A 17,372-nucleotide genomic window follows, 5' to 3' on the forward strand; every position below is an offset into this window, starting at 1 on the left:
TTCACCCTCGTGGAAAAAGGTGAATACTATGACGCAAACTTCATCAGGCAAGACCCAAGGGTCGTTAAGCATAATTAACGTTAAAAAATACGCTCAAAGCTTGCTCAATTAGAGTAAAACAGGGCGTATGGGGCAAAACTTGCGAAACTTCAGTTATTTATCCTACTGGATTTATAATTTTATCGTAGCAGTTTTCTTATTTTCCTAAAACTAAACGATACACTCAGGAGTGCAATGATTACGCCAATCAGCCAATAAAGCCAATCATGATAACTGATCTTGAAAACAAGAAGCAGCATCAGGAATAGAATCAGAAGCTGGAAAATACTGAATCTGAAACCAAAAGCGGATAACCGATAACCATAAACAGCTCTGCTGAAAATCAAGACAGCGATGGTCTCGATGGCATAAGCCACGGCAATGCCCCCTCCTACTCCTCTCAATCCATCCAACTGATAACCTGCTATTTCACAGACAATTAGCAAGATAACGCAAAAACTTTCCTGAATGAGAAAAAGCCTGGAATCACCTCGCGACAACGGCAGATATTCTATCGGAAGATAGACTGCCTTAAACAACATGGCAACAGCAGCAAGCTGAGTCATCTGTAGCATCCCCATAAACTGAGCATTGTATAAAACCGGAATAATGAGAGGCAATCCCAAAATGATAGCAGCTACGATAGGTCCCAGCAGCAGGACATTCATCTCAAGCTGGCGGTTTACACAGAGATTGCGTTTCTTTACAGACTCCTCGTTTTTTCTGGAACCCGAAATGCCAGAGAGACGGGGATAGAAATCCTGATCCATAACCGAAAATACCATTCCCGCATAAACAAAGACAATCGTAATGCCGGCATTGAAAAGTCCGACAACCTCTAGATCGCCTTGCTGATTCAAAAAGGCACGAACCAGAAATTCGCATCCACTATTCATCAGACCCGAGAGTACAAATGCTCCGCCAAGTCGCAAAAGTGGGAAACCTGCAACTAGCGTCATTTTTCGCATATTTACAGACCACCCTACAACTCGTCGGGAATATCGAAAATTCAGAGCCCATTGCAAAAATGCTAAAATGAACAGAACGGGCAGAATACCACTCTCACCAAATATCCAATAAACCGGAACCGAAACCAAAAGCAGAAGAATAGCCAACAGACTCGCCTGCATCGCCAACGCCCGCAACTGTCCGGTTGCTTTCAGAATGGCAGTTTCGCCTCCAGCCAGAATCGTGAAGAAAATGGTTGGCGCCAAAAGAATGAAATGTAGCGTATGGTTACCCCAGGAAAAAGTAAACCCATTAAGAAACGGACCAAGCAAAATACAGACGATAGCACCGAAAAATGCAGCAATCAGACTGTAGGTACGGACAAGAAGAACCGCACCGGCAATATCTGAATTTTCTGACTGCGACTCACCTTCTGCATGTTTCTTTTCAGAAATAAATTTAACACCGCTTGTCGGGATTCCGAAATTACAGGCAGAATTGAGAACAGAAATCGTAGAGCTGAAAAGAGACAGCAGTCCCATTCCCGAAGGTCCGAGGAAAAGCGCTGTAAATTTATTGCGCAAAACTCCTACAAGAATTCCCAATCCTTGCACACTGCCAAACAATCCTGTATATTTCAGAATATGCGAATAACTGTTTTCCTTTTTATCACCCATAATCAAAGAAACAAAAAAAAGGTTGGATTTCCCGAAAGAGAAATTCAACCTTTATACTTTAAAATCTCAAAAGAAGATTCTGTTGAAGATTAAGCCTCAGCTGGAGCCTCCTCTGCAGGAGCTTCCTCAGCAGCCTTAGCCTCTGCCTCAGCAGCAGCTGCAGCAGCCTTCTTATCAGCTACCTTCTTAGCGATTGCTTCGTTCATCTTCTTCTCAGCCTCGAGCTCCTTAGCAGCAGCTTCCTTCTTAGCCTTAGCGTCGCCCTCGCGAACAGCAGAAACCTTAGCGTCCTTGCCATTCTTCCAAGCGTCGAAACGCTTCTGAGCCTCAGCATCGTCGAATGCGCCCTTCTTAACGCCACCCTTGAGGTGCTTCATCAAGTAAACGCCCTCGCCCTTGAGGATGTTGCGAACTGTGTCTGTTGGCTGTGCACCTGTCTCTACCCAGTAGAGTGCGCGCTCGAAATTCAAATCTACAGTAGCTGGATTGGTGTTAGGGTTGAAAGTACCAATCTTCTCAGTAAATTTACCATCACGTGGTGCTCTAACGTCAGCGATTACGATGCTGTAGAAAGCATAGTTCTTACGACCGCCGCGCTGCAATCTGATTTTTGTTGCCATTTTTAAATCTTAATTTTAATTTAATTTATTTATGAGGTTTGAATTTTGTGCTGCCATCTCGTGACAGCGGGTGCAAAATTACTACTTTTATTTGAATTGAGCAAACTTTTATCGCTTTTAAAATGCTTTTTTAGCATTTTTTATCTGATTCGGTCTGCTGCTCTCAAGAGTTTGATGTCATCGTTCACACCTTTCAGTGCCATCCATTCGAATATGATTGCTACCAGAGGAAGGCAAGCGGCAAACTGAAACTTCATAGCCCCTTCTGCTTCAGGAACAGGAATCAGGCCCATGAACATCACGATATAATCTACATACCATAAAGCTGCAAAAAGCATGGCAAGGGAACAGAGTGATTTCTGAAGCTTCAGATTCTTGTACATAAAGATGTTTACCAATGCTATAATGGCTGAAACGGCAAGCAGAAGGAACAGAGGAACGCAAGTAGATGAAATCTGCATTCCTGCCTCCCCTACCACTCCGAGGTTATAAACCATAGTATCTCCTCCCATCGTCTTAGCTGCGATGCTGGCGACAGGAAGGAAAAGACAGATAGCAATGGCGATGACAGCAAAGAGCAGAAATAATGTCTGTTTACGCTGTATCATAATGCTCTGGAATATTAAATTTCGTTCTCGTGAACCATTGGTGCAGATGTCTTGGTTGGATCGCGCCAATAAATATTGTTCTCAATAAACTCTTCTGTTGCGAGCAAAGTTGGCTTTGGCAACTTCTCGTAGTAGCGAGAGATTTCAATCTGTTCGCGGTTCTCAAAAACTTCCTCCAAAGAATCGTTATAAGAAGCAAACTCCTGAAGTTTCTTGCTCAACTCCTGCTTGATTTCGATAGAAATCTGATTAGCGCGCTTTGCAATGATAGCTACGCTCTCGTAGATATTATGGGTATCATCGCAGAGATCCATAATGTTGCGAGTTACTGTGTTTACTGGTGCCTTTGATTTTTTGAAATCCATAATTATAGTACTATTATTATTATATTGTTTTTACCTTATTATATATATATACTTTTTAATTGGCATTATTGCCTAGCTGGTCGAGAGCTGTCTCCGGATGCTCTTTCTCATACTGCTTGCACTTCTCGATATACTTCTCGGCAAGTGCGCGGTCCTTTGAATCAGGATATTCGTTGATAAAGCCATAGCACTCGTCTTCAGCATCCTGGTAGCGCTCCAGCTGCTTTTTCTCGACACTCATCTTTGCCAGTTCATATTTGCCTTTCATAATGAGCGATGCAAACTCCTCGCGTCGGTTGCTGTATGGATAATCCTTCAGCGCATTCTGTGCGGTTACGATACAAGCCTCATAGTTATTGCCGCCACTGGTACAGTTGCCGAAATAGGTACCCATATCAAAATAGAGCTTGGCACTCTTATACTCCTTCTCAACCAAGAGGTCCTGAAGAGCAAAAAGGCGGTTTGTAGCCTGCTGCTTGAGTCGGGCATCAGGATAAAGATCCAGGAACTCCTGGAAGGCTGCGATGGCTGTAATCGTGGTGCTCTGGTCAAGACGAGGCTCCGGAGCATTCTGATACAGACTCTCTCCCACAAAGTACTTGGCATTTTCAGCAAACTTACCTTTAGGATAAGAAGAGTAATACTTCTTGAAATACTCTGCAGCAGTCTCATAATCCTTCATACCATACTCGGCCATAGCCAGCATGTACAAACATTCCTCACCCTCGGTAGAACCTTTCTTCATCGTTACCAGTTCCTGCAGAAGAGGAATGGCACGTGAATACTTGCCCTGGGCATAGCTCTGCTTGGCGTACTCATACTTATAAGTATAATCGCCTGATTTCAATACCTGGTTATATTCGTGGGCACAACCCGACAGGAGCAATGCAACACACGATGCGATAAGAGTCAATTTCTTCATAATTCTCATTTTGAACTGCAAAGTTACTCATAATTTACTTATTATCAAAAGAAAAGATACATTTTTTCGTAAAAAATTAATCTTTATAACGATTAATGGCGTTTTTTTTGTAATTTTGCACCTTGAAACAGAACTTTTGAGAAGAAATCAGGAAGAAAAATGGATTTTAAGATTACATCAAAATATAAGCCGACTGGCGACCAGCCGCAAGCCATCAGGCAACTTACAGAAGGAGTGCTTGAAGGAGAACCGGCTCAGGTTTTGCTGGGTGTAACAGGCTCGGGCAAAACCTTTACGGTGGCAAACGTGATTGCCAACGTAGGGAAACCTACGCTCATCTTGAGCCACAACAAGACTCTTGCGGCCCAACTGTATCAGGAGATGAAGGGTTTCTTTCCTGAGAACGCTGTAGAATATTATGTTTCATACTACGACTATTATCAGCCGGAAGCTTATCTGCCAACAACTGATACTTATATAGAAAAAGACCTCGCCATCAATGATGAAATAGACAAGTTGCGGCTCGGTGCTGTTTCTGCCCTTCTCTCGGGCAGAAAGGATGTCATCGTTGTCTCATCCGTATCGTGCATCTATGGTATGGGCGGACCTGTAGCGATGCAGGAAAACATCATCAAGATTCATCGCGGACAGCGACTCGACAGAAATGAATTTCTGAGGAAACTCGTTGATGCACTTTACGTTAGAAATGACATTGAACTGCAGCGAGGCAACTTTAGAGTGAAAGGCGAAACGGTAGATATCTTTATGGCGTACAGCGATCATGTTTTGCGCGTAACATGGTGGGATGATGAGATTGACAGTATCGAAGAAGTGGATTCACTCACCTATCACCGCCTTGCCTCGTTCGAAGATTACGAAATTTATCCTGCCAACCTTTTCGTAACAACAAAAGAGCAGCAGGAATGTGCCATCCGAAGAATTCAGGACGACCTGGTTAAACAGGTAGAATTCTTTAAGAGTATCGGCGATGGAATCAAGGCACAGCGCATCAAGGAGCGTGTAGAATATGATATGGAAATGATAAAGGAACTCGGGCATTGTTCGGGCATTGAGAACTATTCCCGCTATTTCGATGGCAGACATGAAGGTGAGCGCCCATATTGCCTACTCGATTTCTTTCCTAAAGATTTCCTGCTTGTGGTTGACGAGAGCCATGTGAGCATTCCGCAGATTGGCGCCATGTATGGAGGCGACCGGGCGCGCAAGAAGAACCTGGTAGAATACGGTTTCCGCTTGCCTGCTGCCTTCGATAACCGCCCGTTGAAGTTCGAGGAATTTCACGATCTCATTCCGCAGGCAATCTATGTAAGTGCAACTCCGGCAGACTATGAATTGAGAGAAGCCGAAGGCGTGGTTGTAGAGCAGCTGATTCGTCCTACAGGACTCCTTGATCCGGAAATCGAAGTTCGCCCGAGTGAGAATCAGATAGATGACCTCCTGGACGAAATATTAACAAGAACGCACCGCAATGAGCGAGTTCTAATTACGACTCTCACGAAACGAATGGCAGAAGAACTCACAGAGTTCCTGCTCAACCACAACGTAAAGGCTGCCTATATCCACAGTGATGTGGCAACCTTAGACCGAGTAAAGATTATGAACGATCTCCGTGCAGGAGTCTACGATGTGCTGGTGGGTGTCAACCTGTTACGAGAAGGACTCGACTTGCCGGAAGTATCGCTCGTAGCTATTCTCGATGCAGACAAGGAGGGCTTCCTGCGCAGTCACCGTTCTCTGACTCAGACAGCAGGTCGTGCTGCCCGAAACGTGAACGGCAAGGTAATCATGTATGCAGACAACATCACAGACAGCATGCAGAAGACGATAGATGAGACTGCGCGCCGCCGAAGCATCCAGCTGAAATACAATGCAGACCATGGCATTACGCCAAAACAGATTGTGAAGGCAATAACCTCAGCATTGCCTACAAGCAAGGAAGAGGGAGCAAAGATTGTTCCGATGGGAGCTGAGGGTTCTAAGCCTCGCGTCTACGTGGAACCGGAAAGTGCCGCCTTCGTTGCCGACCCTATTGTGCGCAGTATGAGCAAGGAAGAGTTGGAGAAGAGCATTGCTAATACAACTGCATTGATGAAGCAAGCTGCGAAAGATCTCGACTTCATGCAAGCTGCCCAATATCGCGATGAAATCATCCGATTGCAGAAAGAACTGGAAGAAAAGGGATAAATTTAAAGAGATAATCATCAAAAAGAGGGTGTATCATAAGTTAATGATTCACCCTCTTTTTATTTACCCAGCTGTTATTCATCTGTCTGCCGGTTATTTGCTATTCAAACGATAGCTTTTTTAGACGGGAACGCAACTGTTCCGCTTCACTTTTTCTGATAGACAGTTTGATGCTGCAAGTATTATCGAAAGTCTGATCGAGGATACGCGGATTCATTTCTTTTACAATCCTCATCACATCATTCATCATCGGATAAGTAAAATCATAGGTTACGATTTCCTCTATCTGTTGCGTAACCTCCTCGCAATGAGCCAGAGCATCAATGGCTGCTTCGCGATAAGCAACAATGAGTCCGCTGGTTCCCAATTTCACCCCTCCGAAATATCGGATGACGACAATTAATATATCCGTCAATTCTGATTTCGTAATCTGTCCGAGGATTGGTTTACCAGCAGTAGAGGAAGGTTCGCCATCATCATTGGCACGGAACTCTGTTCGTTCAGGACCCAGCATATATGCATAACAACAATGTCGGGCATCGTAATATTTCTTACGGTACCCGGCAACAATTTCCTTCACCTCGTCAACAGTTGTAACATGGTGAGCAAAGGCGAGAAACTTACTCCTTTTCTCGGTGTAATATCCCTCGCCTATCGTATCTGATATAGTCTTAAATTCGTCAATCATTAATCCAACTTGTGAATAATCAAACCGCTGCGCAACTTAGGTTCAAACCATGTTGCCTTAGGTGGCATAATCTTACCACTGTCAGCGATGTCCATAATCTGCTGCATAGAAACCGGATGCAAAGCAAGCGCCATCTTCATTTCACCGCTATCCACACGACGCTTCAACTCACCGAGACCGCGAAGACCGCCCACAAAGTCGATGCGCTTATCAGAACGCAAATCCTTGATTCCCAGAATTTCATCAAGAATCAGGCGAGATGAAATATCCACATCGAGCACACCGATTGGATCTGCATCATCGTAGGTTCCCGGTTTGGCAAACAAACCATACCATTTACCATCCAGATACAGGAGGAAAGAATGGAGAGCTGCTGGTTTCAGAATATCCAAGCCAAACTGGCTGATAGCATCATCAATAGCCATCTTTTCATAGCAAGGAATGCCCTCTTCATCACCAGAAACATTCACATTGATTGCATCAATATCTATCACCTCGAAGTTCTTTGTCAAAGCATCGAGGAACTGATCAGAAGTCAGACCGTTCAAATCCTTCACTACTCGGTTATAATCGAGAATGGTAAGTTGGCTTGCCTGGAAACAAACAGCCATAAAGTAGTTATATTCCTCCTTACCTGTATGATTAGGATTCTGCTTAGCTTTTTCTGCACCTACCAGAGCTGCTGCAGCAGAACGGTGATGACCGTCAGCGATATAAAGACTAGGCATCTTGGCAAATTCGGCTGTGATTGTGGCAATATCCTGATCATCGCTTACCACCCAGAACTGATGACGGAAGCCATCAATTGGAGCAATGAAATCATATTCCGGTGAAGTTGCGGCATAACGCATAAGAAGCTCGTTAAGCACCTCATTATCAGGATAAGCGAAGAATACCGGTTCGATATTGGCATTGCATACACGAACGTGCTTCATACGGTCTTCTTCCTTATCGCGGCGTGTCAGCTCATGTTTCTTGATAACACCCGTCATATAATCGTTTACATACGCACCTACCACAAGACCATACTGAGTCTTGCCATTCATGGTCTGTGCATAGATATAATACTGTTCCTTATCATCCTGTTTCAACCAGCCATTCTCCTGGAACTTTCTAAAGTTCTCAGCAGCGCTTTCATACACGCGAGGATCATACTCAGAAGTACCTGGTTCGAAATTGATCTCAGGTTTAATAATATGATAAAGGCTCTTCTCGTTATCGCCAGCCTCAGCACGTGCTTCCTCAGAATTGAGAACATCGTAAGGACGAGACTCTACCAGTTCAACCAAATCCTTTGGTGGGCGAATACCTTTAAATGGTTTTATAATAGCCATAATGTTTTTATTTTATAATTAATATTTGAATGTTTCTAAAGTAATATAAACGCTAAGATTACAAGGAATCCCTTCAATTAAAAGATAAAAAGCCCATAAAGAGTACTTAGATGAAGCACCCTTTATGAGCTCTCTTATATCCTAAAATTATTTATTTACTTGATATTTTGTGCAGCCATCAGCAAAGAACGCATTAATCTGCTTAGCTGCGGCAATACCGGCATTGATATTTGCTTCTGCAGTCTGTGCACCCATCTTCTTAGGAGTTGAGAAGTAACGACCCTCGAACTTAGCGAAGTCTGCATCAGCATCAGGCTTGATATCAGTGACGAACTTCAAGTCCTCACGCTCTGCAAGAAGTTTCAGGAGCTCAGGCTCATTGATAACTTCCTTACGCGCAGTATTGATAAGGATACCACCCTTAGGCAACTGGTTTACAGTCTTGTAATCGATACTCTTGATAGTCTCTGGAGTAGCAGGTATATGAAGAGAAACGATGTCGCAAGTCTGGAACAATTCATCCTGTGACTTTACGGCATGCACACCGGCAGCCTCGATAACATCAACTGGGCAGAATGCATCGTATGCAGCTACTTCCATGCCAAATCCCTTGGCGATGCGAGCCACATTGCGACCTACATTACCGAAAGCGAGAATACCGAGTTTCTTACCCTTCAACTCGCTGCCAGCCTTGCCGTTGTAGAAATTACGTACAGCGAAGACCAACAAACCGAATACCAACTCAGCTACAGCATTAGAGTTCTGGCCAGGAGTATTCTCAGCTACTACGTTATGGGCAGTAGCAGCAGCAAGGTCGATATTATCGTAACCTGCACCAGCACGAACGATAATCTTCAGGTTCTTTGCTGCATCGAGCACCTCAGCATCAGCCTTATCAGAGCGGATAATCATCGCATCCACATCCTTCACTGCATCGAGCAACTGAGCTTTTTCTGTATACTTTTCGAGCAAGACAAGTTCATTGCCTGCTCCTTCTATTTCTTTCTTGATTCCATCCACAGCAGCCGCTGCGAATGGCTTTTCTGTTGCAACTAATACTTTCATACAAATTCAAAAATTAATGTTGTGCTTCAAATTCCTGCATTGCCTTGACGAGTGCCTGAACACCCTCCATGGTCTGTGCATTGTAGCAGCTGGCACGGAAACCACCAACAGAACGGTGACCCTTGATTCCAACCATACCACGCTCTGTTGCGAAGTCGAAGAATGGCTTTTCAAGTTCCTTGTATTCATCGTTCATTACGAAGCAGATGTTCATCAAAGAACGGGATGCTTCTTCAACAGTACCCTTGAAGAGTTTGTTGCGGTCGATTTCAGCATAAAGAACTTCAGCACGTTCGTGAGCACGCTTGTCAGCAGCCTCAACACCACCGTTTGCCTTCAACCAGCGGAGATTCTCCATCAAAGTATAGATAGGAACAACAGGAGGAGTATTGAACATACTGCCCTTCTCTACGTGGGTACGATAGTCGAGCATAGTAGGAAGCTCGCGAGGAGCCTTGCCGAGCATATCATCCTTTACGATGATGACGGTAACACCAGCCATAGAGAGGTTCTTCTGAGCACCTGCATAGATGGCAGTATACTTAGAAACATCTACTGGACGGCTCATGATATCTGAAGACATATCAGAAATCAATGGTACGTTTACATCTGGATCAACACGGAGTTCAGTACCATATATAGTATTGTTGCTTGTCAAATGCAAGTAATCACAATCGGCTGGTACAGAGTTAGGAACCTGTGGATAGAAAGTGAAATTAGCGTCGGACGATGATGCGATCTCCACGACCTCACCAAAATGCTTCGCCTCTTTCATTGCCTTCTTAGCCCAAGTGCCAGAATTAATGTAGGCAGCCTTCTTGATGAGGAAGTTTGCTGGAATCTGCATAAACTGCAATGACGCACCACCACCAAGGAAGATTACGGAATAACCCTCAGGAATGTCAAGAAGCTCCTTGAACAAGGAGACTGCCTCGTCAACTACTGGCTGGAAATCCTTAGCACGGTGGCTGATTTCCATCAATGAAAGACCTGAACCATTAAAATCCAAAATCTGCTTTGCTGTGTTCTCAATCACTTCGCGTGGAAGCATTGATGGACCTGCGTTAAAATTGTACTTCTTCATCTTTGTATAATTATTTAAGTTTTATACGATATAATCCTGTTAGCAGGAAAAATTAGTGCACAATACACCCATATAGGATACATAGTAAACCTTTGGATTGTATTTACGCCTGCGAAATTACACTTTTTATTTGAAACTACCAAATTTTTCTGCACATTTTTAGCGTTTTGCGCAGATTTCTTTCATTTTGTTAGTCATTTTAGTATAATAACTGCATATTTATGTCTATTTTTACATTTATTATACATTCGCAAGCAACAGAGAAAAGATAGAAGCAGTTTGTCAACTACCTTACCTCTTCCACTATCGTTTTGACACCTTTTATCTTTTCGCCCTTGACATTATTCAGTACGCTGCGCAACTTCGTGCGGGAAATGGCAGCATAAGCATAACGGTCATTGACATCAATCTTGCCGATTTCAGCCGACTGCAGCCCACCCTTCTTGCAAAGGAATCCTAAGATATCGCCCTTGCTGATCTTATCCTTCTTTCCTTTACCTATATATATAGTAGCCATCTTAGGTTTGGCTGGTGCAGGAAGCTGATCGGCAGCAGGCATCTCATAATCCTCAATCTCGGCATCTACATATTCGGGAATATGCTCTTCAGGACCTAACAGGAAGAAAGCCTTGCCCTGGGCTTCCCATCTTGCCGTACGTCCTACACGATGAATATAACCATCTTCGCTCTCCGGCATGTGATAATGGATGATGTTATCTATATCAGGAATATCAAGTCCGCGCGAAGCCAGATCCGTACTCACCAGGATGTTGGCACTTCCGTTGCTGAAACGGTAGAGAGAAGCCTCTCGCTCCTTCTGTTCCAATCCACCATGGAAGAAAGAGGTTGAAAATCCCTGCTCCACCAGATATTTATTGGTACGCTCTACACTGTCGCGATAATTGAGGAATACAATGGTACTCTGATCGCCCAGACTACGGAGCAAAAGTGCCAGACTCTCCAGTTTATCCTTTACCGGACTTTCCACCTTATATATATGTACACGGTCAGGAACCTGGTCTTCGTCTACACGATAATCAATCTTTTCTACCCTGCCCATGTGTACGAAATGAGGAATCTCCTCTGCCTCGGTAGCAGAAAGCAGGAAATGGCGACGCAAACCAGGCAATGACTTAATCAGCCGGCTCATTTCGTCCTGGAAACCCATCTCCAGACATTTGTCAAACTCATCAATCACCAGGTATTTGATGTGATACGGAGAAAGATTCCCCTTATCCAGATGATCATTGAGACGACCCGGAGTTCCGAATACGATTTGAGGACGAACCTGTTTCATCACGCGATGCTCATCCATCGTAGCACGACCACCATAGCAAGCCATCGCACGCAAACCGCTGCCCATATTCTTCAACACGTTTGCCGACTGCAAAGCGAGTTCTCGACCTGGAGTTACCACCACCGCCTGTGCTTCGTCATCAGTTGCATCTATAAGTTGGGTAAGAGGCAGAAGATAAGCCAGCGTCTTGCCGCTACCAGTTGGCGAAAGTACCACCACATCCTTGTTTCCGTGCAAGATTGCCTGCATGGAATCCTGCTGCATATCATTGAGCTCAATGCCCAGTTTATCTAAAATTCTGTCTATCATAAATTTTCTAATAATCAGTTTCTAAAGAGAAGTATTCTTTTCTGAAAGAGAAGTTATCTTTTCATGAGAAGTTTTCTCAAATTCCTTATCGTGAAGCATTATTTTCTTTTCTGATTGAGCAGTTTGTCAATCTCATCAAATTCCTTACCCATGTTCAGGTTCAGATAGATGGTATAGAGTGGCAAAGCCCACTGGTCCTTCATATTAGGCGCCATCGTTCTGTACTTCTGCAGATAAGGCATCGCACTCTTGTAAAGTCCGTCAATCTCCTGATGAGTTTTGCGGGATTGCTGCGAATTCTTATCCATTTCAACCGCCTGATTGAAATAAGCCAAACCTATGTTATAATAAGCACCAGACAAAGAATCGTTCACAGCCAGTGCCTTTTTGCTCACTTCGATGCACTGCTTGAAATCGCCCATATTCAGGAGAATAGTACCCTTGGTAAAGAGATAGATATCATTGTCGGGAGCTATCGCCAGTGCCTTATCTGCTATGGCGAGCGCTGAATCGAGCTGGTTTTCCTGCGAATAATACTCAACCAGACGGGGGAAGAAGAACGGGAACTTCGGAGCCCGTTCAAAACCTTCCTTCAAGGTTGAGAGATAGCGCGCAGTATCCTTCTCCAGTTTATAAGTCTCAGCCAGATACTGCAACATATAGTTATAATGAGCCGTATCTTTCAGCGCCTCATAAGAATGATGAAGCGTAGCTTTGGTATCTTGCATCTTATATCCGGCATAAACAGCCCAATAAGCTGCCGAAGAAAGATATTTGTCTTTTTGAGCATACTTATAAGATTGGAACATCGGCGCAGTACTGCACTCTATGTACTGGTCGAAGAACTGATACGCCTCCTTGTATTTCTGCTTTCTGATAAACCAGGTACCTCCGTTATAGAGGTTTGGCCGAATCCTGTTCAAATATTCAGAATGAGGCTTACGGAAATCAAACTCGCATTTTCCTTTTTTATTAGGAATCATCTCAACGGAATCAAGTCCCTGGGCTATAACGAAGAGCTGTCGCGTTGCATTGAAGAGTTGGGCTGTATCATACGCCTGTTTGAGATAGAGTTTTTCATTCCCCTGCTCATACTGTTTCTTCACAGCATCGAAGAGAATGCTCCAAATCTTCTTGTTATTCTGGTTGGCAGAATCCGTCAGGAGTTTGCGCATACTGGACTCAGCCTTCGCCAAATCCTTGCCAGCCTTTACCAGATCTTTGGCTGCAACAATCTCCTTCTTCTGTGCCTGCATCCCTGATGGTGCCAACAGAAGGATAAATGCCAGTAAAGCCCATAAGTTTCTGAATATCTGTCTTTTCATATTAATCTCCTAAATTAAAACTTTCATTTGTTTCCGTACTCATAATAATACCAGTAGGTATTTCCATAAGTATCCCGAAGAGCATTCTGCTTTTCAGTCTCGTTGGTATATTTATGCTCCATCTGCTGGAAATCCTCAAAGTCAGTATCCATCACATTTTCATGATAAACGATACTTGGATTACTGCGGCGATGCGTATAAAGAACCAACGCTTCCTTATAATGAACAGGCAGTTTGCCCAAAGTTACCTTGTAATGTTTCTGCACCTCTACCACGAACTTGTCGAGTTGCTTGTCAAGCAAAAGTGCACAAAGCTGATAGTCAACAGGCAGACGATACTTGAGATGATGTTTAACCATCCATGCCGAAGGTTTCTGCATCCATTTTGGTGCCTTCCACATCATAGCCTTCACGGTTACGCTATCCGGCATCATCGCCTTGCTTCCACCTACCAGCGGATAGGTAAAGAGACGACTGCCCAGTTCGCCAGTTTCGTTGAGACAAGCTATACGGAGCATTGTCAGCGAAGAATCTGTCTTGAGCGATTTTTCACCTACTTCCAAAGCTTTTTCATACTGTTTTTCTTTCATCAGATGTTCCATGCGCATACGTTCATGGAACAACCGGTCATTGCTTGCAACAAAGTTGACAAGCAAAATCATCACCAGCATCTGAGTCAGATTCACCCACATATATCGGGAGAACCAGCCGTTGCTGTGAGGCTCAGTTTCTATCGGTTCCAACTGTCGGGCTATCCATATCAATCCACCCCAGAGAATCAGACAGAGCGGCAAGATAAGCCACCACGTCCCCAGCGAATGATGACGGTCGACATCAACGGGAATATCGGTAATCATCGTCAGGACGAGGAATGATGGGAAATAAGTAAGCCCGTGGAAACGGCGTTTCACACGGGTTACCGCGTACACTCCCACATGGAGCAGATAGAGTACGAGCGTGATAAGCAGTGGAGCTAGCGTGTAACTGTAGTTGGTCAAACCGCCTGAGAAAACATGCTGAGCCACTGCCAGTACGTCTGCCTGGTAAAATGCCAGGTAGACGTAGGAAAATGTGATAAAGATGATAGCACAGGCGATTTGCATCTTCGCCGTACTACTCCTTTTATTTTTCATAAATCAATCTATTAATTTTTCTTCAGCACCAAAGCTGTACGAGCTGGCAGATAAAGTTTCAGCCATTCCTTACGGTCTTTCACATAAAGTGGATCGTAGTTGGTCAGATGCGTCATCGTGTCATCATTCAAGCCATTACCGCCGAAATCCTTGCTGTCAGAATCAAGCACTACGCTGTAGGAACCGGTAGGAACCAGGAAGCCATAGTCTGTGAACGAGCGGGTTGGCGAGAAGTTGAACACGAAGAGCAGATCGCCACGCATAAAGGCGAGTACCTGGTCGCCATCATTATGCCAGATTTCTACAACTGGTGTCTTGTTAAAGTTCTTTTCACTCTTAATTGTCTTGAGCATCTCCTTGTCGAAGTCGCCGAGATAGTGATAGCAGAGATCCTTGTTATCTACCAGATTCCACTGTCTGCGAGCATACTTGTAGCTCCATCCGTTACCCTCGCGAGGGAAATCAATCCACTCTGGATGACCGAACTCATTACCCATGAAGTTCAGGTAACCGCCATTGATGGTAGAAGCTGTAGCCAGACGGATCATCTTGTGCAAGGCAATGCCTCGGTGAACCATATCGTTCTCATCACCCTTCTTGAAGTGCCAGTACATATCAGCATCTATCAGGCGGAAGATGATGGTCTTGTCGCCTACCAATGCCTGGTCGTGGCTCTCGCAGTAAGAGATGGTCTTCTCGTCTGCACGACGGTTCTTGATCTCCCAGAAAATGCTGGATGGCTTCCAGTCTTCATCCTTCAACTCCTTGATGGTCTTGATCCAATAGTCTGGAATATTCATCGCCATACGGTAGTCGAAGCCATAACCGCCATCGGTAAACTTGGCAGCCAATCCAGGCATACCGCTCACCTCTTCGGCAATGGTGATGGCATTCTTGTTCACCTCGTGAATCAGACAGTTGGCAAGGGTAAGATAGCAGATGGCATTATCATCCTCATGACCATTGAAGTAGTCACCGTAATTGCAGAATGCCTCTCCCAGACCGTGGCTGTAGTAGAGCATAGAAGTTACACCATCGAAGCGGAAGCCATCGAAGTGGTATTCGTTGAGCCAGTACTTGCAGTTGCTCAGGAGGAAGTGCATCACCTCATCCTTACCATAGTCGAAGCAGAGACTGTCCCAAGCTGGATGCTCGTGTCTGTCGCCAGGATAGAAATACTGGTTAGGATCACCGGCAAGATTTCCGAGACCTTCCATCTCGTTCTTCACAGCGTGAGAGTGAACGATATCCATAATGACAGCGATGCCATTCTGATGAGCTGTATCAATGAGAGACTTGAGTTCCTCTGGGGTTCCGAAACGGCTGCTGGCAGCAAAGAAGCTGCTTACGTGATAGCCGAAGGATCCATAATAAGGATGCTCCTGGATAGCCATGATCTGGATGCAGTTGTAACCATCCTCAATGATACGTGGCAGCACCTTCTCCTTAAACTCGGTGTAGGTACCAACCTTCTCAGCATCCTGTCCCATTCCGATATGGCACTCATAGATGAGCAGCGGAGTGGTGTTAGGCTTGAAGGTCTTCTTCTTCCACTTGTAAGGTTCCGGGTTCCAAACCTGCGCAGAGAATATCTTGGTCTGCTCATCCTGAACCACACGGTTAGCCCATGCAGGGATACGCTCGCCTTCTCCACCTTCCCAGTGCACCTTCATTTTGAAGAGATCACCGTGCTTCATTGCCTTTTCCGAGAGTTTCAACTCCCAGTTGCCGGTACCCTTGATACGCTTGGCACAATACTTAGGGCTTTCCTGCCAGCCGTTGAAATCTCCGATGAGATAGATATCTGTAGCATTTGGCGCCCACTCGCGGAACACCCATCCCTTCTCCGTCTTGTGCAATCCGAAGTAGTCGTATCCGTTGGCGAAATCGCTGAGCGTAATCTTGCCGTTACGGGTAAGCTGGTTGAGTTTCCAGAGCGCATGCTCATGTCTTCCTACGATAGCAGGCTCAAAGTCTGCCAGATATGGATCGTTCTTCACGAGTCCGATATGTTTTGGGGCAGCAGCCTTCACGGTTTTCTTGGTAGCGCACTTGGCGGTTGCCTTGCAGGTAGCCTTCTTGGCTGTTGTCTTCTTTGCTGTAGTATTTTTAGCTGAAGTTTTCTTGTCTGTTGCCATATATCATGATTTTAGATGGTTCTACTATTTTATTAAGGTTTTTAAGCCTTTACCTTGAAGATTGCCTTATGGATATCACCCTTGCCGATACATGGCTGATGACCGTCCTGTGGGAAGAAGATGGCAAACTGGCCTGGCTTGCAGGTTACCAGTGTCTGAGCCTTCACACCAGGATATACAGTGCAATCTCCAGCCTCGTTGTATTCCACTTCAGGGAGATCCTTCACTGGAGAATATCCATAGGTTTCCTCTGTATTCAAAGGAATCTGAATATCAATCATCTGGCGATGTGCCTCGATGGTAGCCTCTTCCTCGGTCTTACCGTGAGCTACAACGATATACACAAAGAGATCATCACCCTGGATAGGATGCTTGCCGGTCTCCAACTTAGTGAGATCAGTCTCGTTGATAAACTTCACTACTTCTGCGAAGAGTGGATTGAGAGAAACATATTTCTCCAAATTGTCTAAAGTATCTACTACCATAATTCTAGTTTAAGCTTTGAGATTTGAACTTTTACATTTAACATTGAACACAGAACATTCAACATTCAACATTATTTAAATATAAAGGTTCTCTATCTCGTTATTTATAATTTCTTTGTAATTCTCTATT

General features: G+C 44.5%; 15 protein-coding genes. 1 reads left to right on the forward strand and 14 read right to left on the reverse strand.

Going from position 1 to position 17,372, the window contains the following annotated elements; all coding sequences use genetic code 11:
• Nucleotides 1-179: 179 nt before the first annotated feature.
• The 5 genes from ACWJAO_RS08760 to ACWJAO_RS08780 form a co-directional block, all read right to left on the reverse strand.
• The gene (locus tag ACWJAO_RS08760; protein ID WP_449139986.1) at nucleotides 180-1,664 is read right to left on the reverse strand and encodes an oligosaccharide flippase family protein; all 1,485 of its coding nucleotides are present in this window, start codon (nucleotides 1,662-1,664) and stop codon (nucleotides 180-182) included.
• An 89-nt stretch (nucleotides 1,665-1,753) separates the two neighbouring features.
• Complete coding sequence (locus ACWJAO_RS08765; protein ID WP_449139987.1) at nucleotides 1,754-2,284, reverse strand: 30S ribosomal protein S16; 531 nt, start codon at nucleotides 2,282-2,284, stop codon at nucleotides 1,754-1,756.
• Between the two features lie 140 nt (nucleotides 2,285-2,424).
• Complete coding sequence (locus ACWJAO_RS08770) at nucleotides 2,425-2,892, reverse strand: DUF4293 domain-containing protein (RefSeq protein WP_449139988.1); 468 nt, start codon at nucleotides 2,890-2,892, stop codon at nucleotides 2,425-2,427.
• 14 nt (nucleotides 2,893-2,906) lie between these two features.
• A complete protein-coding gene (locus ACWJAO_RS08775; protein WP_449139989.1) occupies nucleotides 2,907-3,257 on the reverse strand; it encodes a DNA-directed RNA polymerase subunit omega in 351 nt (116 codons plus the stop codon).
• A gap of 55 nt (nucleotides 3,258-3,312) precedes the next feature.
• Nucleotides 3,313-4,179, reverse strand: coding sequence for an outer membrane protein assembly factor BamD (locus ACWJAO_RS08780; protein WP_287871416.1), 867 nt, complete (start codon nucleotides 4,177-4,179; stop codon nucleotides 3,313-3,315).
• Between the two features lie 159 nt (nucleotides 4,180-4,338).
• Here ACWJAO_RS08780 and uvrB point away from each other — a divergent pair, with 159 nt between their 5' ends.
• On the forward strand, nucleotides 4,339-6,384 hold the full coding sequence (gene uvrB, locus ACWJAO_RS08785) for an excinuclease ABC subunit UvrB (RefSeq protein WP_449139990.1): 2,046 nt from the start codon (nucleotides 4,339-4,341) through the stop codon (nucleotides 6,382-6,384).
• Nucleotides 6,385-6,484: 100 nt separating this feature from the next.
• On the opposite strand, the gene ACWJAO_RS08790 is transcribed toward uvrB, so the two are convergent.
• The 9 genes from ACWJAO_RS08790 to ACWJAO_RS08830 all read right to left on the reverse strand — a co-directional run bounded on the left by ACWJAO_RS08790 (nucleotide 6,485) and on the right by ACWJAO_RS08830 (nucleotide 17,242).
• A complete protein-coding gene (locus tag ACWJAO_RS08790) occupies nucleotides 6,485-7,072 on the reverse strand; it encodes an IMPACT family protein (RefSeq protein WP_317603598.1) in 588 nt (195 codons plus the stop codon).
• Nucleotides 7,072-8,406, reverse strand: a complete 1,335-nt coding sequence (locus ACWJAO_RS08795; protein WP_449139991.1) for a DUF1015 domain-containing protein — start codon at nucleotides 8,404-8,406, stop codon at nucleotides 7,072-7,074. The genes ACWJAO_RS08790 and ACWJAO_RS08795 overlap by 1 nt, the downstream gene beginning before the upstream one ends.
• A 147-nt stretch (nucleotides 8,407-8,553) precedes the next feature.
• Nucleotides 8,554-9,471 (reverse strand): NAD(P)-dependent oxidoreductase, encoded by a 918-nt coding sequence (locus tag ACWJAO_RS08800; protein ID WP_449139992.1) that lies wholly within the window; start codon nucleotides 9,469-9,471, stop codon nucleotides 8,554-8,556.
• A 13-nt stretch (nucleotides 9,472-9,484) separates the two neighbouring features.
• Complete coding sequence (serC, locus tag ACWJAO_RS08805) at nucleotides 9,485-10,555, reverse strand: 3-phosphoserine/phosphohydroxythreonine transaminase (RefSeq protein ID WP_449139993.1); 1,071 nt, start codon at nucleotides 10,553-10,555, stop codon at nucleotides 9,485-9,487.
• Nucleotides 10,556-10,841: 286 nt separating this feature from the next.
• A complete protein-coding gene (locus ACWJAO_RS08810; RefSeq protein ID WP_296082524.1) occupies nucleotides 10,842-12,161 on the reverse strand; it encodes a DEAD/DEAH box helicase in 1,320 nt (439 codons plus the stop codon).
• A 98-nt stretch (nucleotides 12,162-12,259) separates the two neighbouring features.
• Nucleotides 12,260-13,486 carry a tetratricopeptide repeat protein gene (locus ACWJAO_RS08815; protein ID WP_449139994.1) on the reverse strand — a complete coding sequence of 409 codons (1,227 nt, stop codon included), beginning with the start codon at nucleotides 13,484-13,486 and terminating at the stop codon, nucleotides 12,260-12,262.
• A gap of 23 nt (nucleotides 13,487-13,509) precedes the next feature.
• Nucleotides 13,510-14,619: a DUF6057 family protein gene (locus ACWJAO_RS08820; protein ID WP_449139995.1), complete on the reverse strand. Its 1,110-nt coding sequence runs from the start codon at nucleotides 14,617-14,619 to the stop codon at nucleotides 13,510-13,512.
• A gap of 11 nt (nucleotides 14,620-14,630) precedes the next feature.
• Nucleotides 14,631-16,757: an alpha amylase C-terminal domain-containing protein gene (locus tag ACWJAO_RS08825; protein WP_449139996.1), complete on the reverse strand. Its 2,127-nt coding sequence runs from the start codon at nucleotides 16,755-16,757 to the stop codon at nucleotides 14,631-14,633.
• A gap of 41 nt (nucleotides 16,758-16,798) precedes the next feature.
• Entirely contained in the window at nucleotides 16,799-17,242 is a 444-nt protein-coding gene (locus tag ACWJAO_RS08830) for a YhcH/YjgK/YiaL family protein (protein ID WP_449139997.1), read from the reverse strand.
• Between the last annotated feature and the right edge of the window lie 130 nt (nucleotides 17,243-17,372).

This window comes from Segatella sp. (assembly GCF_977051555.1).